The organism is Pseudomonas sp. H26/SER47-MNA-CIBAN-0231, assembly GCF_040310465.1.
In the GTDB taxonomy this organism is placed as follows: domain Bacteria; phylum Pseudomonadota; class Gammaproteobacteria; order Pseudomonadales; family Pseudomonadaceae; genus Aquipseudomonas; species Aquipseudomonas atacamensis.
Genome location: NZ_JBEOPW010000022.1, coordinates 47,087 through 69,933, shown reverse-complemented (window position 1 = coordinate 69,933; position 22,847 = coordinate 47,087). Strand labels below are relative to the sequence as shown.

The 22,847-nt window shown below is 60.6% G+C and carries 21 protein-coding genes and 4 tRNA genes; 16 read left to right on the top strand and 9 right to left on the bottom strand.

Annotated features, from left to right (window positions below):
- Positions 1-4 precede the first annotated feature (4 nt).
- Positions 5-949, top strand: a complete 945-nt coding sequence (ispH, locus tag AAEZ10_RS24745) for a 4-hydroxy-3-methylbut-2-enyl diphosphate reductase (RefSeq protein WP_016773129.1) — start codon at positions 5-7, stop codon at positions 947-949.
- Here the strand turns inward: ispH and AAEZ10_RS24740 are convergent.
- Positions 906-1,475 carry a GspH/FimT family pseudopilin gene (locus AAEZ10_RS24740; RefSeq protein WP_282384812.1) on the bottom strand — a complete coding sequence of 190 codons (570 nt, stop codon included), beginning with the start codon at positions 1,473-1,475 and terminating at the stop codon, positions 906-908. The genes ispH and AAEZ10_RS24740 overlap by 44 nt on opposite strands.
- A gap of 130 nt (positions 1,476-1,605) precedes the next feature.
- Between AAEZ10_RS24740 and AAEZ10_RS24735 the strand changes: the two genes are divergently transcribed.
- The 7 genes from AAEZ10_RS24735 to thiO are packed head-to-tail and all read left to right on the top strand — an operon-like array spanning position 1,606 to position 8,376.
- Positions 1,606-2,079 carry a GspH/FimT family pseudopilin gene (locus AAEZ10_RS24735; protein ID WP_122698535.1) on the top strand — a complete coding sequence of 158 codons (474 nt, stop codon included), beginning with the start codon at positions 1,606-1,608 and terminating at the stop codon, positions 2,077-2,079.
- Positions 2,076-2,525, top strand: a complete 450-nt coding sequence (pilV, locus tag AAEZ10_RS24730) for a type IV pilus modification protein PilV (protein WP_071173641.1) — start codon at positions 2,076-2,078, stop codon at positions 2,523-2,525. The genes AAEZ10_RS24735 and pilV overlap by 4 nt, the downstream gene beginning before the upstream one ends.
- Entirely contained in the window at positions 2,522-3,235 is a 714-nt protein-coding gene (locus tag AAEZ10_RS24725) for a PilW family protein (protein ID WP_350571389.1), read from the top strand. Before pilV ends, AAEZ10_RS24725 begins: the two co-directional genes overlap by 4 nt.
- 11 nt (positions 3,236-3,246) lie before the next feature.
- Positions 3,247-3,726 (top strand): pilus assembly PilX family protein, encoded by a 480-nt coding sequence (locus AAEZ10_RS24720; RefSeq protein WP_041477802.1) that lies wholly within the window; start codon positions 3,247-3,249, stop codon positions 3,724-3,726.
- A complete protein-coding gene (locus AAEZ10_RS24715; RefSeq protein ID WP_350571387.1) occupies positions 3,713-6,802 on the top strand; it encodes a pilus assembly protein in 3,090 nt (1,029 codons plus the stop codon). The genes AAEZ10_RS24720 and AAEZ10_RS24715 overlap by 14 nt, the downstream gene beginning before the upstream one ends.
- Positions 6,803-6,817: 15 nt before the next feature.
- On the top strand, positions 6,818-7,219 hold the full coding sequence (locus AAEZ10_RS24710; RefSeq protein WP_122706060.1) for a type IV pilin protein: 402 nt from the start codon (positions 6,818-6,820) through the stop codon (positions 7,217-7,219).
- A gap of 56 nt (positions 7,220-7,275) precedes the next feature.
- Complete coding sequence (gene thiO / locus AAEZ10_RS24705; RefSeq protein WP_350571384.1) at positions 7,276-8,376, top strand: glycine oxidase ThiO; 1,101 nt, start codon at positions 7,276-7,278, stop codon at positions 8,374-8,376.
- Positions 8,377-8,468: 92 nt separating this feature from the next.
- Here thiO and AAEZ10_RS24700 read toward each other — a convergent pair whose 3' ends face one another.
- The 4 genes from AAEZ10_RS24700 to AAEZ10_RS24685 form a co-directional block, all read right to left on the bottom strand.
- Entirely contained in the window at positions 8,469-9,815 is a 1,347-nt protein-coding gene (locus AAEZ10_RS24700) for a sigma-54-dependent transcriptional regulator (RefSeq protein ID WP_110646719.1), read from the bottom strand.
- Entirely contained in the window at positions 9,812-11,401 is a 1,590-nt protein-coding gene (locus AAEZ10_RS24695) for a sensor histidine kinase (protein ID WP_350571382.1), read from the bottom strand. Before AAEZ10_RS24695 ends, AAEZ10_RS24700 begins: the two co-directional genes overlap by 4 nt.
- On the bottom strand, positions 11,391-11,624 hold the full coding sequence (locus tag AAEZ10_RS24690; protein ID WP_016773138.1) for a PP0621 family protein: 234 nt from the start codon (positions 11,622-11,624) through the stop codon (positions 11,391-11,393). The genes AAEZ10_RS24695 and AAEZ10_RS24690 overlap by 11 nt, the downstream gene beginning before the upstream one ends.
- 127 nt (positions 11,625-11,751) lie before the next feature.
- Complete coding sequence (locus AAEZ10_RS24685) at positions 11,752-12,768, bottom strand: outer membrane protein assembly factor BamD (RefSeq protein ID WP_056790462.1); 1,017 nt, start codon at positions 12,766-12,768, stop codon at positions 11,752-11,754.
- 151 nt (positions 12,769-12,919) lie between these two features.
- Between AAEZ10_RS24685 and rluD the strand changes: the two genes are divergently transcribed.
- From rluD to AAEZ10_RS24645, 8 genes are all read left to right on the top strand, one after another.
- Positions 12,920-13,882 carry a 23S rRNA pseudouridine(1911/1915/1917) synthase RluD gene (gene rluD, locus AAEZ10_RS24680; RefSeq protein ID WP_016773140.1) on the top strand — a complete coding sequence of 321 codons (963 nt, stop codon included), beginning with the start codon at positions 12,920-12,922 and terminating at the stop codon, positions 13,880-13,882.
- Positions 13,879-14,601 carry a peptidoglycan editing factor PgeF gene (gene pgeF / locus AAEZ10_RS24675; protein ID WP_350571379.1) on the top strand — a complete coding sequence of 241 codons (723 nt, stop codon included), beginning with the start codon at positions 13,879-13,881 and terminating at the stop codon, positions 14,599-14,601. Before rluD ends, pgeF begins: the two co-directional genes overlap by 4 nt.
- Positions 14,602-14,731: 130 nt before the next feature.
- Positions 14,732-17,296, top strand: a complete 2,565-nt coding sequence (gene clpB / locus AAEZ10_RS24670) for an ATP-dependent chaperone ClpB (protein WP_073475480.1) — start codon at positions 14,732-14,734, stop codon at positions 17,294-17,296.
- A gap of 297 nt (positions 17,297-17,593) precedes the next feature.
- Positions 17,594-17,669, top strand: a tRNA-Asn gene (locus AAEZ10_RS24665).
- A gap of 9 nt (positions 17,670-17,678) precedes the next feature.
- Positions 17,679-17,755 (top strand) — tRNA-Pro (locus AAEZ10_RS24660).
- A 5-nt stretch (positions 17,756-17,760) separates the two neighbouring features.
- Positions 17,761-17,836: transfer RNA gene (locus AAEZ10_RS24655), tRNA-Lys, on the top strand.
- Between the two features lie 97 nt (positions 17,837-17,933).
- A tRNA-Pro gene (locus AAEZ10_RS24650) sits at positions 17,934-18,010 on the top strand.
- Positions 18,011-18,171: 161 nt separating this feature from the next.
- Positions 18,172-19,797, top strand: coding sequence for a methyl-accepting chemotaxis protein (locus AAEZ10_RS24645; protein WP_071173634.1), 1,626 nt, complete (start codon positions 18,172-18,174; stop codon positions 19,795-19,797).
- Between the two features lie 208 nt (positions 19,798-20,005).
- Here AAEZ10_RS24645 and AAEZ10_RS24640 read toward each other — a convergent pair whose 3' ends face one another.
- From AAEZ10_RS24640 to AAEZ10_RS24625, 4 genes are all read right to left on the bottom strand, one after another.
- Positions 20,006-21,304, bottom strand: a complete 1,299-nt coding sequence (locus AAEZ10_RS24640; protein ID WP_016773144.1) for an NAD(P)/FAD-dependent oxidoreductase — start codon at positions 21,302-21,304, stop codon at positions 20,006-20,008.
- Between the two features lie 63 nt (positions 21,305-21,367).
- Positions 21,368-21,541: a DUF3094 domain-containing protein gene (locus AAEZ10_RS24635; RefSeq protein WP_007909875.1), complete on the bottom strand. Its 174-nt coding sequence runs from the start codon at positions 21,539-21,541 to the stop codon at positions 21,368-21,370.
- 51 nt (positions 21,542-21,592) lie between these two features.
- Entirely contained in the window at positions 21,593-22,120 is a 528-nt protein-coding gene (locus AAEZ10_RS24630; RefSeq protein WP_024014346.1) for an MOSC domain-containing protein, read from the bottom strand.
- Entirely contained in the window at positions 22,117-22,743 is a 627-nt protein-coding gene (locus AAEZ10_RS24625) for a DUF1780 domain-containing protein (RefSeq protein WP_007909887.1), read from the bottom strand. Before AAEZ10_RS24625 ends, AAEZ10_RS24630 begins: the two co-directional genes overlap by 4 nt.
- Positions 22,744-22,847: the final 104 nt, after the last annotated feature.

Sequence of the window (22,847 nt, the reverse complement as noted above, 5' to 3'; positions counted from 1 at the left end):
CAGCATGCAAATCAAACTCGCCAACCCCCGTGGCTTCTGCGCCGGTGTGGACCGGGCGATCGAAATCGTCAACCGCGCCCTGGAAGTTTTCGGGCCACCGATCTATGTGCGTCATGAAGTGGTGCACAACAAGTTCGTCGTCGAAGACCTGCGCAGCCGTGGCGCGATTTTCGTCGAAGAGCTCGATCAGGTGCCCGATGACGTGATCGTCATCTTCAGCGCCCACGGTGTTTCCCAAGCCGTGCGCAACGAAGCTGCAGGTCGTGGCCTGAAAGTCTTCGATGCAACCTGCCCGCTGGTGACCAAGGTGCACATCGAGGTCGCCAAATACAGCCGCGACGGTCGCGAGTGCATCCTGATCGGCCACGCCGGTCACCCGGAAGTCGAAGGCACCATGGGCCAGTACGACGCCAGCAATGGCGGCGCGATCTACCTCGTTGAAGACGAAAAGGACGTGGCCGCACTGCAGGTGCGCGATCCGGAAAGACTCGCTTTCGTCACCCAGACAACCTTGTCGATGGACGATACCAGCCGTGTGATCGATGCCCTGCGCACGCGCTTCCCGGCGATTGGTGGCCCGCGCAAGGACGATATCTGCTACGCCACACAAAACCGCCAGGACGCCGTCAAGCAACTGGCCGACGAGTGCGACGTGGTACTGGTGGTCGGCAGCCCGAACAGTTCCAACTCCAACCGTCTGCGTGAACTGGCTGAGCGTATGGCGACTCCGGCGTACCTGATCGACGGTGCCGAGGACCTGCAACAGAGCTGGTTCGACGGCGTCGAGCGCATTGGCATTACCGCTGGCGCCTCGGCACCGGAAGTGCTGGTCCGGGGCGTGATCCAGCAATTGCAGGCCTGGGGCGCGACCGGTGCCGACGAGCTGGCTGGCCGTGAGGAGAACATCACGTTCTCGATGCCGAAAGAGCTGCGCGTCCGTTCGATCTGACGCTTCTGCCTTTGTCGCACAGCGCCTGTTCGGTCTCCTGACTGCTCAGGCGCACGCGACCGGTCGCCGCCAGCACGATCTGCCGCTGGCTGACCGGTTCGCGCGGCGAGCAGATGTGTATCGTCCCCGCCTGAAATCGCCGCCCCGGCATCAGTGGCTGCCCCAGATGACTGAACCGCACATAGCGGCTCACCCACCAGTTGCCGACAATCGGTACTTTCGCCTCACTGGCGCGTTCAACCAGCAGCGGATTGCTGCTGTCCTCCGGCCCCTTGCCGCTTCGATCCAGAATGATCCGCCAACCCTGACTCCAGTCACCGTCGATGCCATGGATCACCACGCTCTGATTGTGCGTGATGGCCAGTGTGCGAGCGTGGCGGATGCCTTCGAGCAGCGACTGCGCCGCGTGGTCGCGTTGAGTCGCCTGTTTGAGTGCGGCGAACGCCGGGCTGACCAGCAGCAGAACAATTGCGCCAATCGCCAGTCCCATAAGCAGTTCAATCAGGCTGAAACCGTGTTGCGGCATGAAAAATCCCTCCGTGGAATGGTATGAGCAGCGCAATCCGTGCGCCGCGCAGGGCAAATCAGTCGGCGCGTGCCGAGCGAATGTTCTAGCGTGTAAAAGCAGGTATAGCCGACGGCAACGGAGGGCACCGATGGATCTTCGTACAAAAGGTTTCACGCTGGTCGAGTTGCTGGTCGCCATCGCGGTGTTCCTGATACTGATCACGCTGGCGGTGCCGGCCTTTACCCGTACGATCCAGAGCAGCAGGGCGGATACCGAAGTCGGCGACTTGCAGCGGGCGATCAATTTCGCTCGCCTCGAGGCAATCAATCGCGGCGTGACCACGCGTCTGCGTCCGACCGCCGGCGGCAGTGTCTGGACCGGTGAGCTGGCGGTCTACGACAGTACTGGCAATCCGGCCAATGTGTTGCGGGTTGTTCCAGCAATGAGCAGTGGCGCGACTCTGACGCTACCCTCAGGAGTGACCGCACTGGATTTCAACAACCTCGGCGGTCTGGCGGCACCGTCGACGGCGGTGGTCATCGGTTACACGCTGGGCACGCAAAGCAGGACGCTGAACGTGTGTTTGAACGGACGCATTCAACTGGGTGGAAATTGCGGATGAGGGCAGGGAGCAAAAACGCACAGGAGGGCATGACGCTGATCGAAGTGCTGGTCGCGTTGCTGATTCTGACCGTCGGGCTGTTGGGCGCAGCGGCGGTACAGCTCAATGCGCTGAAGTACACCGACAGTTCGCGGATGACCAGTCAGGCCAGTTTCATCGCCTATGACATGATGGATCGCATCCGCGCCAATTCCGGCGCCAACTACACCGTCACGCCACCGACCTCGGGCAATCTCAGTAATGCGCGAGACCAGGACCTCTACGACTTCACCACCAACATCGCCAACTTCGGCGGCCCGACCGCGACGGGCAGCATCACCCTCAACCAGCGGGTCTACACCATCACCATTACCTGGAGCGACGCGCGCGCGGCCAACGCTGCCAGTGCCCAGCGCAGTTTCGTCCTGAGCAGCCGTGCGGCGGTCGATCCGGTGGCCACACCATGAAGCGTGCCAGCCGTGGTTTCGGCCTGATCGAGTTGCTGATTGCCCTGGCTTTGGGGCTGATCGTCGTGCTCGGCGTGGTACAGATTTTCATCGCCGCAAAAAACACCTACGTCAGTCAGAACAGCGCCGCAGCGATGCAGGAAGACGCGCGCTTCGTTCTCAGCAAAATGATTCAGGAAATCCGCATGGTCGGCATGTTCGGCTGCCTCGGCACCATCGTCGACTCCAGCTCAGCAGGGGATTTCAACACTGCCCAACTCATCCCGATCAACTGGGATAACGCCAGTCTCAAGCTGACCCTGGTCACCGCCGATGTCGGCAGCGGCGGGGGAACGCCGACCTGGACGGTGATTTCCGACTGCCGCAACAGTGCAGTCGCCTACAGCGGATTGCGCAACCCGACCTCGGGCCAGATCGCGTTCCCGATCCGGCGCCTGATCTACAGTTTCAGCAATAACCAGATCCTCATGGGCACTGGCAGCGGCAATCCGGCGCAGCAAGTGCTGGTGAACAACGTCAGCGCCTTCAACGTCACATTCGGTCTGGCCAGTTCGGCGACCGACGTCGCAGCCTCAACCTACAGCAGCAACCCTGGCGATCCCGCGCGCATCCGCAGCGTGCGCTTGAGCCTGACCCTCACCGACCCGAACAATCGGGTGCGCAATCAAACCTTCAACGTGGTTGCGGCATTGCGCAACCGCTTGCCATGAGGGGGGCGGCGATGAGGATTTCCTTGCAGCAACGTCAGGCCCAGCGCGGCATGGTCTTGTTGGTCAGTCTGGTGTTTCTGCTGTTGCTCACATTGATCGGTTTGTCCTCGATGCAGAGCGCCAACCTGCAAGAGAAAATGGCCGGCAGCGTAAGCCTGCGCAATCAATCGTTTCAGGCTGCGGAAGCGGCGTTGCGTATCGGCGAAAGTGCGGTGCAGCTGGACAGTTACTCGTTGGCGGTGTGCAGCGGCACGAACCAATGTCTGCCGCCGGCGGAGTCGTCAGTGGTCAGCTCGGCCGGCTTCAATTCGACCTCCGGGGTGACCTGGATCGCCGCCGGTAATGGCTTTTATGGCGTGCAGAACATCGGCACGACTCTGACGGCGGTGAACGTGCCGAGTAACACTTCGGCGACGTTGTATCGAGTCACTGCGGTCGGCATCGCCGGCAATTCGCGTAGCGTGGTGGAGAGTGTCTATGCGAAGTATTGAGCGCGGCGTGTCGCTGCTGATCGGCATGCTGCTGAGTAGCTACCTGGCGGCACCGGCCTGGGCTTTCACGCCTTCCGATTCGCCATTGCTGAGCGCGGCTGCGGTGGCGCCAAACGTCATGCTGCTGATCGACGACTCCGGCAGTATGAACAGCATCATCTACGCCGCCGGATTCGACCCGAACGTCAACCGCACTCCCGCCCGGCAGTGCAATGCCTTCCTCGGATTGTGCTCTGCACTCAATGCGCCGCAGATTACCGGCGACACGGTGTTTCTATCGAGCCTGCCGACTTCCGGGTGCTCGGGAGGCGCCTATGCGTTCTACAACAACAGCGTGGCGCCGTTGTGCCTCAAGCTCCCAGACCCGGTAGGCAACGAGAACACTCGGTATTCCGCCGATTACATTTCCTACATAGTCAGCCTGGCCAACAGCACCGGCACCCGCGACTTCACCACGGGGGCGATTCCCAACGATTACCGGATGAACGTGGCGCGCAACGTTTCCACCGCACTGGTGAGCAGCAACCGCACCTTGCGCATGGGCCTGTCGACATTCAATCCGGCCACCAGCAGCAATTCGGGCAACGGCGGTTTCATCGCTCGCTCGATCACCGATTTGTCACCCGTCGCGGGCAGCGTCACCCAGGCCCAGGCAGACGCCAACTACAACGCGCTGATCTCATCGATCAACGGCTTGAACGCCGTGGCCAACACTCCGTTGGCCGAGAGCTACTACGAAGTCACGCGCTACATGCGTGGCTTGGCGCCTTACTACAACGGCACGCCAGCGAGCTATACCAGTCCGATTCAATACCGCTGCCAGAAAAACTACGGCGTGGTGATTACCGATGGCTTGCCAACCTATGACCGTACCTTCCCGACCAACGATCCGCTGGGAGGCAGCCGGCTACCGAACTGGGATGGCGTGAATAACGATGGCGACAACCTCAACGGTGACGGTGAGGGCGACACACTCTATCTGGATGACATCGCCAAATTCGCCTTCGATATCGACATGCGTTCGACCGGTACTGACGCAGCAGGCAAGAGCTGGAACGCGGTGGATTTTCCCCGGCAGAACATGAACACCTACACCGTGGGTTTCGCGGCGGATAACGACATGTTGTCCGACGCCGCCAGTTACGGGCAGGGCAGGTATTACCAGGCTACCGACAGCTCCGGGCTTAATGCGGCGTTATCGTCGGCACTCAGCGATATCACTTCCAAGGCCGGCTCCGGTGGTGCCGGCGTTGCCAGCAGCAGTACGTTGACCAGTGGCAGCAGTTTTTACCAGACAACCTACGATCCCAAGGATTGGCGCGGCACGATCAGGTCGTTCGGCTTTACCTCGACCGGCACGGTAAATACCTCGACGGCGCAATGGTCGACCGACACCACCATCGTACCCTCTGCTACAGCGCCGACTTTCCAGTCATGGAACACCTTGAGCAATACGCCCATTGCTCTGGCATTCGGCAGCTTTTCCCCAGCCCAGCAGAACACGCTGAATCAGGGCCTGCCCACCGGTGTCAGCGGCACTGAACTGGTGGAGTGGAGCAAAGGGACCAACAGGGCCGGGCTCAAAGTGCGCACTGCGCTGCTGGGCGACATCATCAATTCGCCGCTGGTGCTCGCGTCGCCTTCGGACAAGACCGCATCCGACTTGACGGGTGACAGCAGTTACACCAACTACCTGACCACCAAGGCTGCGAACATGAACACCAGTCTGGTAGTGAACGCCAACGACGGTTTCGTCAACGTGATCAATTCGGCGAACGGCACCCGCCGTTATGCCTACATGCCCTCCAGCGTGCTGCCTTCGTTGCGGCTGATTGCGGATACCAATTACGTCAACGGCGTCAGCCACAAGTTTCTCGTGGATGGCCAAGTCGGCGTATTCGATGCGCAAGCCGGCACCACCTGGAAAACCCTGGCTATTGGCGGAACGGGGGCCGGCGGCAAAACCTTCTATGGGCTGCAACTGTTCGATGCCTCGGCAGGTAACGTGATCAGGGCACTGTGGGAAGTCAGTGCGCCGGCCACGGCCAACACGGCGAATGCTTTCAATGATCTGGGTTACGCCTACGCGCGTCCGGAAGTGGCACGCTTGGCCAATGGTCGCTGGGCGACATTCATCGCCAATGGTTACGGCAGCAATTCGGGGGTTGCAGCGTTGTATGTGCTGGATGCGCTGGATGGTTCGCTGATCAGGAAAATCGTCATCGACAGCACGGAAACCAGCAACGGTCTGTCTTCGGTAAAACTCAGGGTCAATTCCTCGAACGTGGTGCAGGCTGCCTACGCTGGTGACCTGAAGGGGCGTATGTGGAAATTCGACTTGAGCGCACCCGGGGCAGAAAACTGGGGCGTGGCGTTTGCCGGCAAGCCTTTGTTTACCGCCCCGGGTGGGGCAACGCAGCCGATCACTGCGCAACCGCTGCTGGCGGACAACCCACAGGGCGGCAAGCAGGTGTTTTTCGGCACCGGCAAGTTCAACGAAACTGCCGACAAGACCAACAAGGATCTGCAGGCGTTCTATTCAATCTGGGATGCAGAAGGTGGGACCGGACAAATCACCGTCAGCAGCTTGCAGGCGCAGGCGATTACCGGTTCGTTCTCCGGCAGTACCGGGCAGTTCCTGACCACCAGCCAGAATGAAACGACCTATCCGGCAGAGAAAGGCTGGTATCTGCCGCTGGTGTATAACAACGTGCTGACCGGTGAACGCGTGATCAATCAGGCCAGTCTTGTGTTGGGGCGAGTTGTTTTCACCACTGCCAGCGTCGATACCACTGACCCTTGTTCGAGCTTTGGTACGGGCAGGTTGGTCGAACTCGATGCGTTCAACGGTAAGATGCTCAACTACGCCGTGATCGACACCACCGGCGACCGTTTGGTCGACAGCAACGATACGATATCCAGCGGCGTGATTTTTACCGGCGGCATTCCGACCCTGAACTTCATCTCGGCTAACGGCGAGCGCAAGGGCACGACTGACACCAGCGGCGCGGTCACGGTCATTGTGGAGAAAGGTGGCGGCGGCAGCCGTCGTATCATGTGGCGACAAATCCAGTAAGCGAGAATTTGAGGCATGCGCAGATCCAGCCGAGGTTTTACCCTGATCGAGATCATGATCGTCATCGCGATTATCGGGATCATCCTCACCATCAGCATCCCCAGCTACAACGAATACGTGAAGAAGGGCCGTCGCGCCGAAGTGGTCTCGCTGCTCTCGGAGCAGGCGCAGACCCTCGAACGCTTCTACACCCGCAACAATGTCTACACCGGCGTCACCGGACTGAGCACGGGCAATGATTTCTACACCATCACCCCGACGCTGACCGACCAGACCTTTGTGCTCACTGCGGTGCGTAAAACCGGCTCGGCCATGGCCACCGACAAGTGCGGGGATTTCACCCTGACCAACACCGGCGTGCGAAGCATGAACAACGCGACCACCGGAGTGACCGCCAAGGATTGCTGGGGCCGCTGACGCATTCTTTTTCGGGCGCCTTTTGCGCCCACTGTCTTTTTACGGTTGGATCAAACATGACCAGGCAACAGCAAGTGGTGATTGTCGGCGGTGGGGTGATTGGCCTGCTCACTGCCTACAATCTCGCCTCCGAAGTGCGCAGCGTGGTGCTGCTGGATCGCTCGAATGTCGGCCAGGAATCGTCCTGGGCTGGCGGCGGCATCGTCTCGCCGTTATACCCGTGGCGCTACAGTCCGGCAGTCACCGCGCTGGCGCATTGGTCGCAGGACTTTTATCCACAGCTCGGCCAGCGCTTGTTTGCCGACACGGGGGTTGATCCTGAGGTTCACACCACTGGCCTGTATTGGCTGGATCTGGACGATGAAGCCGCAGCCCTGGCCTGGGCCGAGCGGCAAAATCGGCCGCTGCGGGCTGTGGATATCTCGGCGGCGCATGACGCGGTGCCGGTGCTCGGCAGCGGTTTCAGCCGAGCGATCTACATGGCCGATGTCGCCAACGTGCGCAATCCACGGCTGGTCAAATCGCTGAAAGCCGCGCTGCTGGCGCTGCCGAATGTGACGATTCATGAGCAATGCGAAGTCAGTGGCTTCGTCCGCGAGGGCGAGCGCGTGGTCGGCGTGCAGACTCCGACGGGCGTGATCAACGGCGACCAGATTGTGCTGACGGCGGGAGCGTGGAGCGGTGATCTGCTCAAGACGCTGAGCCTGACCCTGCCGGTCGAACCGGTCAAAGGCCAGATGATTCTCTACAAGTGCGCGGCTGATTTTCTGCCAAGCATGGTGCTGGCCAAGGGGCGTTATGCGATCCCGCGTCGCGATGGTCACATTCTGATCGGCAGCACGCTGGAGCACGAAGGTTACGACAAGACCCCGACCGACATAGCGCTGCAAAGCCTCAAGGCCTCGGCAATCGAATTGCTGCCGGCGTTGGCGGATGCCGAGGTGGTCGGGCACTGGGCCGGGCTGCGGCCGGGGTCGCCGGAAGGGGTTCCGTTTATTGGCCGGGTGCCGGGATGCGAAGGGCTGTGGCTGAACTGCGGGCATTACCGCAACGGGCTGGTGCTGGCGCCGGCATCGTGTCAGCTATTTGCTGACGTGATGCTGGGGCGGGCGCCGATTATTGATCCGGCGCCGTATGCGCCTGAGGGCCGGATTTAGTCAGAGGCGGGTAGACCGCCTTCGCGAGCAGGCTCGCTCCCACAGGAATACTTATTCCAGATGTGGGAGCGAGCCTGCTCGCGAAGGGGCCTTTAATCCAGGCCCAACTTCTTCAGCCGATAGCGCATCGACCGAAACGACAGACTCAACCGCTGCGCCGCCGCCGTGCGGTTCCAGCGGGTTTCCTCCAGCGCCTGCAAAATCAGTTTGCGTTCGACGCTCTCCAGATAATCCTCAAGATTGTCGATCTGCGTCAGATCGGCCATCGCCCCGTCCGCCGTGCAATTGCCTTCGCTCAAACGCAGATCCTGCGCTTCGATCGTGCGGTTTTCACACAGGGTGTGCGCGCGTTCGAGAACATTCTCCAGTTCGCGCACATTGCCGGGAAAGCGATAGTTCTTCAGCGCCTCCAGCGCTTGCGGATGCAGGCGTGCTTCGGGTTGTCCGGTGTCTTTGGCCAGGCGCTTGAGCACGTGCATGGCAAGCGCCTCAATGTCGTCACGGCGTTCGCGCAGGGACGGCACACGCAGTTCGATGACGTTGAGCCGGTAATACAGATCCTGGCGGAAGCGTTCGGCCGAAACTTCGGCTTCAAGGTCTTTGTGCGTGGCGCAAAGGATGCGCACGTCCACCACCGTTTCCTGCTGGCCGCCGACGCTGCGCACGGCTTTTTCCTGAATCGCCCGCAGCAGTTTCACTTGCATCGACAGTGGCAAATCGGCGACTTCATCGAGAAACAGAGTGCCGCCATGGGCCGCTTGAAACAGCCCCGGCTTGTCTTCGACGGCTCCAGTGAAACTGCCTTTGCGGTGGCCGAAAAATTCGCTTTCCATCAGTTCCGATGGAATTGCCCCGCAGTTCACCGGCACAAAGGGCTGGCTGGCGCGCGGACCTTGTTCGTGGATCAGACGCGCGACCAGTTCTTTGCCGCTGCCGGATTCGCCGCTGATGTAGACCGGTGCCTGACTGCGTGCGAGCTTGTCGATCTGCTTGCGCAGATTGGCCATTGGCGGCGAATCGCCCAGCAAGCGTCGCTCGATTGCGGTGCTCGGGCCACCCGCTGTCGGCAGGCGTAGCGCCGAGCTGACCAGTTCGCGCAAGCGCGGCAGTTCCACCGGTTTGGTGAGGAAATCGAACGCCCCGGCCTTCAGCGCATTGATCGCAGTTTCCAGGCTTCCGTACGCCGTGATCATCGCCACCGGCAGGTGTGGAGCGCGTTGCTGAATGTGTTGCACCAGCTCCAGCCCGGTGCCGTCGGGCAGGCGCATGTCGGTCAGGCACAGGTCAAAGTGCTCGCGCTGCAACAGCGCCTGAGCTTCGCCCAGATTGCGGGCGCTGAAGGTCTCGAGTTTCATCCGTCCCAGGGTGATTTCCAGGAGCTCGCGGATATCCGGTTCGTCGTCGACGATTAGAATTTTTTGCCGTGGGCTTGTATTCAACTTTGTTTCCGTCCGTGAGCAAAGGTGATGCGAAAGCAGCCGCCGCCTTGGCGTGATTTGAAGTCTAGGCGTGCCTGGTTGCTTTCGCACAGCTCACGGGACAGATAAAGGCCAAGACCGGTGCCCTGGCTGCTGGTAGTGAAGAAGGGTTCAAAGAGATGCGCCTGTTCATCGGCCGACACGCCGGGGCCGTTGTCCTGGACCTCAAGCACCGCCAACTGGCTGTCCGGGTCGACGAACAGTGCCAGCCAGACGTCGGCCTGCTCGTGCATTTGCGCACTGTGACGCCAGGCGTTGCGTATCAGATTGTCGAGAATCTGCCGCAATTGGTTCGGGTCCATCAGCGTGGTGAAATCGCCGGAATTGATCCGCAGATGAATGTGCTGGCGCTCATTGGCCTGCTCGCGGGTTTCGCCGACGAAATCTTCCAGCCACGGCTTGAGGTCCAGCCGTTGCGGCGCGCTTTGCTGGCGGCGGGACAGTTGCAGGACGTTTTCGATGACTCGGTTCATGCGCTGGGAGTGGTCTTGAATAATCTGCGTCAGACGTCGATCTGCGCTATCGAGTTCCTCGGACTCGGCCAACAGCTGCGCGGCATGACTGATCGCGCCCAGTGGATTGCGAATTTCATGGGAGATGCCGGCGGTCAAACGCCCGAGCGCAGCGAGCTTGAGTTGCTGGGCTTGTTGGGTGATTTGCGCCAGGTCTTCGAGAAACACCAGCGTCTGCTGGTTCGGACTCTGCTCGAGAGCGATGAAGCTGGGTTGCAGCTCAAGGCCATTGCCGGGGATTTTCAGGCTCTGCGGGCGCAAGGTCGGGTTGTTGCGCCACAGTTGCAGACGCTCGACGAGTGCTGGCGAATATTCGTCGATCAAATGACCTTGCAGGTGACTATGGCCGAGCAGACTCTGCGCACTGTGATTGGCCAGTTGCACCCGGCGTTGCTCGTCGAGCACCAGAATCCCCGTGCGCATGCGTTGCAGGATCAACGCATTCAACGCCTCCAGGCTGACCACCTCGCTGGCGCGCTGTTCGGCCAGGGTCTCGCTGACTTCGAGGCGGCGGATCAGCCCTTGCACCAGCAGTGAGGCGGCGAAGCACAGCGCGCCGAGGGTGCCGGCTTGCAGGTACGCGTTGGCGCTCAAGGGGCGGCTCAGACCCAGCAAAAAGCTCAGGCCGACAATGCCGATCGCCGCGATGGCGGCAATCAGCAGGCCGATGCGTCGGCGTAGCAGGGTGTTGCTGATTGCCACCGAGACCACCAGCAGATTGCCCAGCGCACTGGCCACGCCGCCCGCCGCGTAGAACAGGCCGCACAACAGCAGCACATCGACAAGCGCCAGGGTGAACAACTGCGCCGGGCGCCGGGTGTTTTCGAGGAACACCACCAGCAGCATGTTGATGATCAGGTACAGCCAGCTGCCGCCGCGCAGCAGATCGTCGTTGGCCGACGTCAGCAGGCGGTTGTCCATGTTGCTGGAGATCAGCAGCACCAGAGTGATGCCGACACTTAAACGGTACAGGTGATAAAGGCGCAGCAGACGCTGCGCCTGTTTCTGGTCGGCGTTGGCGGCCTCAGCGACCACTGGCGCCCGGGCCTTGCTCGAGATGAGCCTGGCTGCAATACCACAGTTGCTGGTTGCCCAGCGCGCGGTCGCGCGGCAGGTGCACGCCGCAGTGGGCGCAGCGCACCATCGGCGGCGCATCCTGTTCGCGCGGCGATCGGGTGGACGAGGCGGGGGCCTTGAATTTGCGCCAGAGCCAGATGGCGGCGAAGATCAGGGCAATCCAGAACAATAAACGAAGCATGATGAGCGGCTTTTCGACTGATGATCCGGCAGTTTAGCCAAGGACCCGATCAGCGCACAGCCTATTAAAGTGCGGCAATAAAAAAGGGAGATCCGCAGATCTCCCTTTTTTCGTACAGCCGGTGTGATCAGTCGAACACGCCGAAGGTCATGTAGCTGAACCACGAGCGATCGGTGTCGCTGGATTCCGGCTCTGGCTCTTCGATCACGTCGCCGTTTTCGTCCTTAGGCTTGAGCTCGTTCGGGATTGCATCTTTCGCGTCCTGGAACTGCTTCTGCACATCCTGGTTGGCGCGGGTTTCGCCCGGCGGCAGCGGTGGACGCGATTCGATCAGGCCCAAAGTCGCCTTGCTCAGGAACGAACGGTTGTCGGCCTCGGCTACGCGTGGCACGAACTGGCCATCTTCCAGGCTCGGGTGATCCGGGTAGTTGAGCTTAAGGGTTTCCAGGCTGGTCGCGGCCAGATCGTCGAGATGCAGACGCTGGTAAGCCTCGGTCATCACCGCCAGGCCGTCGCCGACCGATGGGGTTTCCTGGAAGTTCTCCACGACATACTTGCCACGGTTGGCAGCGGCTACATAAGCCTGACGGGTCAGGTAGTAGTCGGCGACGTGGATTTCGTAGGCGGCCAACAGGTTGCGCAGATAGATCATGCGCTGCTTGGCGTCCGGCGCGTAGCGGCTGTTCGGGTAGCGGCTGGTCAGCTGCGCGAACTCGTTGTACGAGTCACGGGCGGCGCCCGGGTCACGCTTGGTCATGTCCAGCGGCAGGAAGCGCGCCAGCAGGCCGACGTCCTGGTCGAACGAGGTCAGACCCTTGAGGTAGTACGCGTAATCCACGTTCGGATGCTGCGGATGCAAACGAATGAAACGCTCGGCGGCAGACTTCGCAGCTTCCGGCTCGGCGTTCTTGTAGTTGGCGTAGATCAACTCCAGCTGAGCCTGATCGGCGTAGCGACCGAACGGATAACGCGACTCCAGAGCCTTCAGCTTGGCTGTGGCGCTGGTGTAGCTGTTGTTGTCCAGATCAGTCTGAGCCTGCTGATACAGCTCGGCTTCGCTGAGGTTTTCGTCTACGACTTCCTTCGATGAGCAAGCAGCGGTCAATGCGAGGATGGCGATCAGCAGCAGGTGTTTCACTTGCATGGCGGCTTGCGTCCCTATGACGGCCGCTGTCTTGGGCGGGGCCGTCCTGTTATGATGAGCGCCCCGTTGAAAAGCCTCGGGGCAAAAGACGCCGTATTTAACCACAAGCGCGCAGCCGAAACCAAAGGCTGTGCCGACGCCCAGTCCGAGCATGTCCGATAAAATTGAACTTCGCGCAGAGGTGCCGTCCGAATTGGGCGGCCAACGCCTCGATCAAGTCGCCGCCCAACTCTTCGCTGAGCACTCACGCTCGCGCCTTTCCGCCTGGATCAAAGAAGGTCGCCTGACTGTGGACGGGGCGGTGATCCGCCCGCGCGACATTGTGCATGGCGGTGCCGTCCTTGAGCTGACTGCCGAGCAGGAAGCCCAGGGCGAGTGGATCGCCCAGGACATCGAGCTCGATATCGTCTATGAAGACGACGACATCCTGGTGATCAACAAGCCTGCGGGCCTGGTGGTGCACCCGGCTGCCGGTCATGCCGATGGCACCCTGCTCAACGCTTTGTTGCACCATGTGCCGGACATCATCAATGTCCCGCGCGCCGGCATCGTGCATCGTCTGGACAAGGACACCACCGGTCTGATGGTGGTGGCCAAGACCATTCAGGCGCAGACCAAGCTGGTCGCACAATTGCAGAGCCGCAGCGTCAGCCGTATCTACGAGTGCATCGTGATCGGCGTGGTCACCGCCGGTGGCAAGATCAATGCGCCGATCGGTCGTCACGGCCAGCAACGCCAGCGCATGGCAGTGATGGAAGGCGGCAAGCCTGCCGTCAGCCATTACCGCGTGCTCGAGCGTTTCCGTTCCCACACTCATGTGCGGGTGAAGCTGGAAACCGGTCGGACCCACCAGATCCGCGTGCACATGGCGCACATCAATTTCCCGTTGGTCGGCGATCCGGCCTACGGCGGGCGTTTCCGCATTCCGCCTGCGGCCAACCCGACCATGGTGGAATCGCTCAAGCACTTCCCGCGTCAGGCGCTGCACGCGCGCTTCCTTGAACTTGATCACCCGACGAGCGGTGAGCGCATGAGCTGGGAATCGCCGCTGCCGGAAGATTTCGTCTGGCTGCTGACCCTGCTCAAGCAGGATCGCGAGGCCTTCGTCGGATGAACTGGCTGACGCCGGACTGGCCTGCGCCGGCCAGCGTCAGGGCCTGTGTCACCACCCGCGAGGGTGGTGTCAGCGAGGCGCCGTTCGACAGCCTGAATCTGGGTGATCACGTCGATGATCGTCCTGAAGCCGTCGCCGAGAACCGTCGGCGTCTGACCGAGCACTTCTCTATACAGCCTGCCTGGTTGCAGCAAGTGCACGGGATCACCGTTGCCCATGCTGATCCGGGCATCGTTGCGACTGCAGATGCCAGCTGGACCGCAACGCCGGGAATCGCCTGCGCGGCGATGACGGCGGATTGCTTGCCGGCGTTGTTCTGCGATCGTGCGGGCACCCGTGTAGCAGCGGCCCATGCCGGTTGGCGTGGTCTGGCGGCGGGCGTGCTTGAGGCAACTCTCGACAGCCTCGATGTTGCGCCTGAAGAGATTCTGGTCTGGCTCGGCCCGGCGATTGGCCCAAAGGCTTTTGAGGTCGGTCCGGAAGTTCGCGAAGTATTCATCAATCAATTGCCTGAAGCGGCGACAGCCTTCTTGCCGAGCCACAATCCCGGCAAGTACATGGCCGACATCTATGAACTGGCGCGCCTGCGTCTGGCTGAACGGGGTGTCACGGCTGTTTATGGTGGCGGTTTCTGCACCGTGACCGATCCGCGCTTCTTCTCCTATCGCCGTGCGTCGCGCACCGGTCGTTTCGCCTCTCTTGTTTGGCTCACCCGCTAAACTCTCTGATCTGCATCAACTCTCCGACGCTTGAATCTCCCAGAATCGACCGCATCTACAGTGGTATCTGGCAGGTTTCTTTATTCAGGATGGTTTCTTAGGTCCGGCCTGCTCAAAAGGAAGGTGACCCATGCGTATTGACCGTTTAACCAGCAAATTACAGTTGGCCCTGTCCGACGCCCAGTCGTTGGCGGTTGGCCACGATCATCCGGCCATCGAGCCGGCGCACTTGATGCAGGCCATGCTTGAACAGCAGGGCGGTTCGATCAAGCCGCTGCTGATGCAGGTAGGCTTCGACGTCAACAGCTTGCGTAAAGAGCTGACCAAAGAGCTCGATCAACTACCGAAAATCCAGAACCCGACCGGCGACGTCAACATGTCGCAGGATCTGGCGCGCCTGCTCAATCAGGCCGACCGTCTGGCTCAGCAGAAGGGCGACCAGTTCATCTCCAGCGAACTGGTGCTGCTCGCCGCGATGGACGAGAACAGCAAGCTCGGCAAGTTGCTGCTCGGCCAAGGCGTGAGCAAAAAAGCCCTGGAAAACGCGATCAACAACCTGCGTGGTGGCGAAGCGGTAAATGACGCCAACCACGAAGAGTCGCGTCAGGCCTTGGACAAATACACCGTCGACCTGACCAAGCGCGCCGAAGACGGCAAGCTTGACCCGGTGATCGGCCGTGACGACGAGATCCGCCGCACCATTCAGGTTCTGCAACGCCGCACCAAGAACAATCCGGTGCTGATCGGTGAACCTGGCGTGGGTAAAACCGCGATCGCCGAAGGGCTGGCGCAGCGCATCATCAACGGCGAAGTGCCGGACGGCCTCAAAGGCAAGCGTCTGCTGTCGCTGGACATGGGGGCGTTGATCGCCGGCGCCAAGTATCGCGGTGAGTTCGAAGAGCGCCTGAAATCGTTGCTCAACGAACTGTCGAAGCAGGAAGGGCAGATCATTCTGTTCATCGACGAGCTGCACACCATGGTCGGCGCCGGTAAGGGCGAAGGCTCGATGGATGCCGGCAACATGCTCAAGCCTGCGCTGGCTCGCGGCGAGTTGCACTGCGTCGGCGCGACCACGCTCAACGAGTACCGTCAATATATAGAGAAGGACGCGGCGCTCGAGCGGCGTTTCCAGAAAGTCCTGGTAGACGAACCGAGCGAAGAAGACACCATTGCCATTCTGCGTGGCCTCAAGGAACGTTACGAGGTTCACCATAAGGTGGCTATCACCGACGGCGCGATCATCGCTGCGGCCAAGCTCAGCCATCGCTACATCACGGATCGACAGCTGCCGGACAAGGCCATCGACCTGATCGACGAGGCGGCCAGCCGTATCCGCATGGAAATCGACTCCAAGCCGGAAGTGCTCGATCGTCTGGAGCGGCGCCTGATTCAGTTGAAGGTGGAATCCCAGGCGCTGAAGAAAGAAAGCGACGACGCGGCGAAGAAACGCCTGGAAAAACTCCAGGAAGAAATCGAGCGTCACGAACGTGAGTACTCGGATCTGGAAGAAATCTGGAACTCGGAAAAAGCCGAGGTGCAGGGTTCTGCGCAGATCCAGCAGAAGATCGAACAGTCGCGCCAGGAACTGGAAGCCGCACGCCGCAAAGGCGACCTGAATCGCATGGCCGAGTTGCAGTACGGGGTGATCCCCGATCTGGAGCGCAGCCTGCAAATGGTCGACCAGCACGGCAAGAGCGAAAACCAGTTGCTGCGCAGCAAGGTGACTGAAGAAGAGATTGCCGAAGTCGTGTCGAAGTGGACCGGCATCCCGGTGTCGAAGATGCTCGAAGGCGAGCGCGACAAGCTGATGAAGATGGAGAGCCTGTTGCACAAACGGGTGATCGGTCAGGAAGAAGCGGTCGTGGCTGTGGCCAACGCCGTGCGGCGTTCCCGCGCCGGGCTGTCCGACCCGAATCGTCCGAGCGGCTCGTTCATGTTCCTCGGCCCTACCGGTGTTGGTAAAACCGAGCTGTGCAAGGCCTTGGCCGAGTTCCTCTTCGATACCGAAGAGGCGATGGTGCGGATCGACATGTCCGAGTTCATGGAGAAACATTCCGTGGCTCGTCTGATCGGTGCGCCACCGGGCTACGTCGGCTACGAAGAGGGCGGTTATCTGACCGAAGCGGTGCGGCGCAAGCCGTACTCGGTGATCCTCATGGACGAAGTCGAGAAAGCCCATCCGGATGTGTTCAACATCCTTCTGCAAGTGCTTGAGGATGGCCGGCTGACCGACAGTCACGGGCGTACGGTGGACTTCCGCAACACGGTGATCGTGATGACCTCCAACCTCGGGTCGATGCAGATCCAGGAGCTGGTCGGTGATCGCGAGGCGCAGCGCGCTGCTGTGATGGACGCGCTGACGTCGCACTTCCGTCCGGAGTTCATCAACCGGGTCGACGAGGTGGTGATCTTCGAGCCGTTGGCGCGGGATCAGATCGCCGGGATTACCGAGATCCAGTTGGGTCGCCTGCGCAGCCGTCTGGCTGAGCGCGAGCTGAAGCTGGAGCTGAGCCCGGAAGCGATGGACAAGCTGATCGCCGTCGGTTACGACCCGGTGTATGGCGCACGTCCTTTGAAACGGGCGATCCAGCGCTGGATCGAAAACCCGCTGGCACAGTTGATCCTGTCGGGTCATTTCATGCCGGGCGACACCGCCACCGGCAAGGTCGAGAACGACGAAATCGTTTTCGGCTAAGCCTCAGCAGCAATGAAACCGGGAAGGCCTCGCATTGCGAGGCCTTTTTTTCGCCAGGCTGTTGAACTCAAAGGAAAAGGCTTGTAAAGTGCGCCCCGCAGTCAGTCACCGGCAGCGTTTCAACCCACCGGGTTGGAATCTGAAATAAGTTGCAAATCATTAACTTGAAAGCAATTTAGGGGGTTGACAGAGGTGTTCTAGGTTGTAGAATAGCGCGCCTCAGACACACGAACGCAGCGATGCGAACGGGTGGCGAGATGCAACAAAGCTTCACAGTTGTAAATTGAAATATGTAGTTCCGTGATAGCTCAGTCGGTAGAGCAAATGACTGTTAATCATTGGGTCCCAGGTTCGAGTCCTGGTCACGGAGCCAATTTCAAACCGGGGTATAGCGCAGTCCGGTAGCGCGCCTGCTTTGGGAGCAGGATGTCAGGAGTTCGAATCCCCTTACCCCGACCATATTTGGGTCGTTAGCTCAGTTGGTAGAGCAGTTGGCTTTTAACCAATTGGTCGTAGGTTCGAATCCCACACGACCCACCATTTTTGAAACCAGTTTGCGCTGGGATCGAATCTTAAGATCAGAGGCCAAAAGCGCTGATCGAAGAAGGCGATCTTTGAAAGGTCGCCTTTTTTTTACCGGGGTATAGCGCAGTCCGGTAGCGCGCCTGCTTTGGGAGCAGGATGTCAGGAGTTCGAATCCCCTTACCCCGACCATATTGAAAATCCTCGTATCGAAAGATACGGGGATTTTTTTTGTCTGCCGAAAGCTGAATCCCTTCAAGTCGTCATACAACCTGCCGATAGCCCGCTAACACGAGGGGACTGCCAACGCTTCGCCCCTTGATCTGGCCATTACAAGAATAAGGGCGTTCGTCATGTTGCTTCGTCAGTTGAATATTGCTCCCCGGGCTGCCCTGGGATTTGCCCTGATCGCGGTCTTGGTGGCCTTGCTCGGCGTGTTTGCGCTGGGACAGATGTCGAGCATTCGCGACAGTGAGGTGGCGGTGGAGAACCGCTGGTTGCCGAGCATCCGTGGCGGCGACGAGATCCGTGAACTGATGCTGCGCATCCGTACCATCTCCCTGCGCATGGCGCTCGATCAGGATCCGGCCAACATCGCCACCTATCGCGGCCAGATGGACACCCGCGACAAGGAGCTGAGCGAGAAGATCGCCGCCTACGACAAACTGGTCGACACTGCCGAAGGCCAGCAGCTGTATGACCAGTTCAAGAAAACCTTCGCCGCCTATCGCACTGGCATTGCCCAGTCATTCACCCTTGCCGAGCAAGGCAAGCGTGACGAGCTGACCAAATTGCTCCTGGTTGACATGAAGACCGTGGTCGACGGCTCCGGCAAACAGCTCAATGATCTCGCCGATCTGTTCGCCCGCCAGGTCGCTGCCGAAAGCGAGAAGTCCGCCGCGCATTATGAAACCTCGCGCACCATCGTTACTCTTTTCATTGCCTTGGCAGCGCTGGCCACGGTGGCGCTGGCGATGTTGCTCACGCGCAGTATCGTGCGCCCGCTGAGCAGCGCCGTGGATGCCGCTGAAAGTGTCGCCAAGGGCGATCTAACCCGACCGATCGAAACCCATGGCAATGACGAAGTCAGCCGTTTGCTCAAGGCCTTGGCGACGATGCAACAGAACCTGCGCGAGACCCTGCAAGGTATCAGCGGCTCAGCTACGCAACTGGCCACCGCCGCGGATGAACTGAGCGCCGTTACCGTCGACAGCACCCAAGGCTTGCAAGAGCAGAACAACGAAATCGAACAGGCCGCCACTGCGGTCAACGAGATGACCGCTGCGGTGGAGGAGGTCGCGCGCAACGCGGTGTCGACGTCCGATGCCACGCGCCAGTCCAGTCAATCGGCGCAATTGGGCCAGGAGCGCGTCAGCGAAACCGCCAGTGCGATCAACGCCCTGGCCAGTGATGTGCAAAACACCGGCGAGCTGGTGCAGTCGCTGGCCAATCAATCGCAAGACATCGGCAAGGTTCTGGACGTGATTCGCGCCATCGCCGAGCAGACCAATCTGCTGGCGCTCAACGCTGCCATCGAGGCAGCACGTGCGGGCGAAAGCGGTCGAGGTTTTGCGGTGGTAGCCGATGAGGTGCGCGCGCTGGCGTATCGCACCCAGCAATCGACGCAGGAAATCGAGCAGATGGTGCAAGGCATGCGCAGCGGTTCGAGCCAGGCGCTGGAGTCAATGCAGGCCAGCGCATCTCGTGCGGCGAGTACGCTGGTTCTCGCAGAGCGGGCAGGTGAGGCGTTGGTGACGATCACGGCGTCGGTGCACGAGATTCACGAGCGCAACCTGGTGATCGCCAGTGCGGCTGAGGAACAAGCGCAAGTAGCGCGGGAAGTTGATCGCAATCTGGTGAATATTCGCGACCTGTCGGTGCGTTCGGCTGCGGGGGCTGATCAGACCAGCGCATCGAGCCACGAACTGTCGCAACTGGCCAATGCGCTGCAGGGCATGGTGCGGCGCTTCCAGCTGTGATCGACAGCCAATAAAAAGCCCCGCGCGATGCGGGGCTTGGAATAAAGATCAAAGGTGGGAGCGAGCCTGCTCGCGAATGCGCCTGATCTTCGAGCAGCACGAAAACCTGTGGGAGCCGGGCTTGCCCGCGATAGCGGTGGGTCAGGCAACAGAAATATCAACTGACCCGGCGCCATCGCTGGCAAGCCAGCTCCCACAGATGTTGGCCTTAGTGCAGTTTCAGACGCGGCTCGGTGCCACGACCAATCTTGCTGCCCAGCATCAGCATCGCCGTGCGGAACGGGCCGTACAGTGCCATCTGGTGCATACGGTACAGCGACACATAGAACATCCGCGCCAGCCAGCCTTCGAGCATCACGCTACCGGTCAGGTTACCCATCAAGTTACCCACAGCAGAAAAACGCGACAGCGAGATCAGCGAGCCGTAGTCGGTGTATTTGTACTCCGGCAGGGTCTTGCCTTCGATGCGCAGTTTCAGCGACTTGGCCAGCAGCGACGCCTGTTGATGCGCCGCTTGTGCCCGTGGTGGGACGTTGCGATCAGTGCCCGGTTGCGGGCACGCCGCGCAGTCACCGAAGGCAAAGATGTTTTCGTCGCGCGTGGTTTGCAGAGTCGGCAGCACTTGCAGCTGATTGATGCGGTTGGTTTCCAGACCATCGATGTCCTTGAGGAAGCCCGGTGCGCGAATGCCGGCAGCCCAGACTTTCAGGCTCGCCTTGATCTCGTTGCCATCGGCGGTGATCAGGCTGTCGGCAGTCACTTCGCTGACTGCTGCGTTGGTCATCACATTGACCCCGAGCTTCTCCAGGGTTTTGTGCACCGGCCCGCTGATGCGCTCCGGCAGGGCAGGCAGCACTCGTGGGCCGGCTTCGATCAGCGTGATGTGCATGTTTTCCGGTTTGATCCGGTCCAGACCATACGCGGCCAATTCATGGGCGGCGTTGTGCAGCTCTGCCGCCAGTTCGACGCCAGTGGCGCCAGCGCCGACGATGGCCACGCTGATCTGCTCGACCACGTCGGTCTGCCCGGCGTGGGCGCGCAGATAATGATTGAGCAATTGCTGATGGAAGCGCTCGGCCTGTTTGCGTGTATCGAGGAACAGACAATGCTGCGCCGCGCCCTGGGTGCCGAAATCGTTGGTGGTGCTGCCGACGCTGATCACCAGCGAGTCATAAGCCACTTCACGCGCCGGCACCAGCTCGACGCCGTTTTCGTCATAGGTCGCGGCCAACTGGATTTTCTTCTGCGCGCGATCGAGCCCGCTCATGCGCCCGAGCTGGAACTCGAAGTGGTTCCATTTCGCCTGCGCGACATAGTTGAGTTCGTCTTCGGAGGAGTTCAGGGAACCGGCGGCCACTTCGTGCAGCAGCGGCTTCCAGATGTGGGTCAGGTTCGCGTCGACCAGCATCACGCTGGCCGTGCCGCGCTTGCCCAGAGTCTTACCCAGGCGGGTAGCCAACTCCAGACCGCCGGCGCCGCCGCCGACAATGACAATACGATGGGACATAGGGATAACTCGCAAGGTTTTTAAAGGAAATCGGTGCGGTTACCCGAGGGAGCGCAAGGCAGCTCATAACGTCAGGTAACTGATAAATCGGCTCAACAGGCCCAGACCAATGGTCACTGCCAGCACCAGCACCAGGAGCATCCACGGCCGGAAAGGCCGGCGCTCGACACGGTGTTGGGACAGCTGCAGGTACTCTTCGACATGCTTTTGGTCTTCGGGGTTCAGGCGGCTGGTCATATTTGCCTCGTCAAGTAGACGTTACTGAATGAGCACAGGCTACAGCGGTTTTCAGCCCGGGTTGAACGCAGCGTAGCCGCTGTCCGGAACCGGTTCGACGCACACGCTATCGTCGAGGCGAATGATGCCGCTTTGTAACACCCGGGCAGTGATCCCGCCATGCCCGCGCACGGCTTGAAACGTGCCCGGGCCGAGATTGTTCTGCAAACGTGCGCAGGGCTGACACCAGCCAGTGGTTTCGAGTATCGCTTGCCCGATGCGAAAGCGCCGCCCCTTCAGGCTAAACAAATTGATTCCGCTTATAACGAGATTGCGCCGCAGATCTTCAGGCCGGACCGGCTGGTCAGCGGGACGGCCCATCAGTGCGTTGATTACCGCCAGGTGCTCCCACTGAATCAGCGTCACCTGTCGCGCATTGCGAATGCCCGGGCGGGCGTGGTCGCCGGTGAGCCCGGCTTCCAGCCGCGCCTCGACCGCGTCCAGCTCAAGCATCGGCCCACGGGATTCTGGACGCACACCGATCCAGCGCACACGACCGGTTTGCGGAACCTCGGCGATCAACTGCTGCAGCGGCGTCACAGGCTGATGCCCACGTCGAACACAATGCTGCGGCCGAGGTTGCTGCGCAGAAAGTCCGGTGCGTCGGGATGGGCGAACAGCACACGGGCGAATGTCGGGCCGACCAGCGACAGCGAGCGCCAGCCCTGACGCAGATATTCGGTCGGTGGCGGGAAATGACTGTTGAGGTCGAGCACTTCGCGCTTGAGGCTGGCGAAGGCGATGATGTCCAGCTCACCCAGATCCATGCCGCGTTCCTTGTAGTTGTGCGCCTTCTTGCGCAGGGTCGGCGCCAGACGCAGGAGAAATTCATTGGCCGGGATGCGCTTGGGTTTGGCTTCGCGGCGCACCAGTTGGCTCAGGGAAAACGCGCTGCGCCGACGCTGCAATTCGTCGCGCCATTCATCATTGAGACGGCGGCCTTCATCGAGGACGAAAAAAACTTCGAAATTGGCATCGCGGAACAACACGTCCGGCGGCTCACCGGCCGGGGCGAACTCGTCGGCGCGGTAGGGGATGTTCAAACCTTGCAGCAGGCGCTGGCAGACCCAACGCTCACGCTCCCATTTGCGGGCATTGGACAGAAACGCATTGGCTTGCTCGGCCGCGATGGTCAGCAGGCGTAAATAATCTGAATCATCCATAAGCCCAAGCTTAGCGTCCAAATGCGACAAGCAGATAGCTTTGCATCGGCTGGTGCACATACATCGGCGGTGTAGACTGCGACAAAGCGGTAAGCCCATGGAGA

What these genes read in the sequence shown, in the direction of transcription:
- AAEZ10_RS24720 (WP_041477802.1), top strand. Translation starts at nt 3,247, where the DNA reads ATGAGGATTTCCTTGCAGCAACGTCAGGCCCAGCGCGGCATGGTCTTG.
- AAEZ10_RS24735 (WP_122698535.1), top strand. Translation starts at nt 1,606, where the DNA reads ATGGATCTTCGTACAAAAGGTTTCACGCTGGTCGAGTTGCTGGTCGCC.
- AAEZ10_RS24685 (WP_056790462.1), bottom strand. Translation starts at nt 12,768, where the DNA reads ATGCAAGTGAAACACCTGCTGCTGATCGCCATCCTCGCATTGACCGCT.
- pgeF (WP_350571379.1), top strand. Translation starts at nt 13,879, where the DNA reads ATGAACTGGCTGACGCCGGACTGGCCTGCGCCGGCCAGCGTCAGGGCC.
- rluD (WP_016773140.1), top strand. Translation starts at nt 12,920, where the DNA reads ATGTCCGATAAAATTGAACTTCGCGCAGAGGTGCCGTCCGAATTGGGC.
- pilV (WP_071173641.1), top strand. Translation starts at nt 2,076, where the DNA reads ATGAGGGCAGGGAGCAAAAACGCACAGGAGGGCATGACGCTGATCGAA.
- thiO (WP_350571384.1), top strand. Translation starts at nt 7,276, where the DNA reads ATGACCAGGCAACAGCAAGTGGTGATTGTCGGCGGTGGGGTGATTGGC.
- AAEZ10_RS24625 (WP_007909887.1), bottom strand. Translation starts at nt 22,743, where the DNA reads ATGGATGATTCAGATTATTTACGCCTGCTGACCATCGCGGCCGAGCAA.
- clpB (WP_073475480.1), top strand. Translation starts at nt 14,732, where the DNA reads ATGCGTATTGACCGTTTAACCAGCAAATTACAGTTGGCCCTGTCCGAC.
- AAEZ10_RS24715 (WP_350571387.1), top strand. Translation starts at nt 3,713, where the DNA reads ATGCGAAGTATTGAGCGCGGCGTGTCGCTGCTGATCGGCATGCTGCTG.
- AAEZ10_RS24645 (WP_071173634.1), top strand. Translation starts at nt 18,172, where the DNA reads ATGTTGCTTCGTCAGTTGAATATTGCTCCCCGGGCTGCCCTGGGATTT.
- AAEZ10_RS24640 (WP_016773144.1), bottom strand. Translation starts at nt 21,304, where the DNA reads ATGTCCCATCGTATTGTCATTGTCGGCGGCGGCGCCGGCGGTCTGGAG.
- AAEZ10_RS24740 (WP_282384812.1), bottom strand. Translation starts at nt 1,475, where the DNA reads ATGCCGCAACACGGTTTCAGCCTGATTGAACTGCTTATGGGACTGGCG.
- AAEZ10_RS24690 (WP_016773138.1), bottom strand. Translation starts at nt 11,624, where the DNA reads ATGCTTCGTTTATTGTTCTGGATTGCCCTGATCTTCGCCGCCATCTGG.
- AAEZ10_RS24710 (WP_122706060.1), top strand. Translation starts at nt 6,818, where the DNA reads ATGCGCAGATCCAGCCGAGGTTTTACCCTGATCGAGATCATGATCGTC.
- ispH (WP_016773129.1), top strand. Translation starts at nt 5, where the DNA reads ATGCAAATCAAACTCGCCAACCCCCGTGGCTTCTGCGCCGGTGTGGAC.
- AAEZ10_RS24725 (WP_350571389.1), top strand. Translation starts at nt 2,522, where the DNA reads ATGAAGCGTGCCAGCCGTGGTTTCGGCCTGATCGAGTTGCTGATTGCC.
- AAEZ10_RS24635 (WP_007909875.1), bottom strand. Translation starts at nt 21,541, where the DNA reads ATGACCAGCCGCCTGAACCCCGAAGACCAAAAGCATGTCGAAGAGTAC.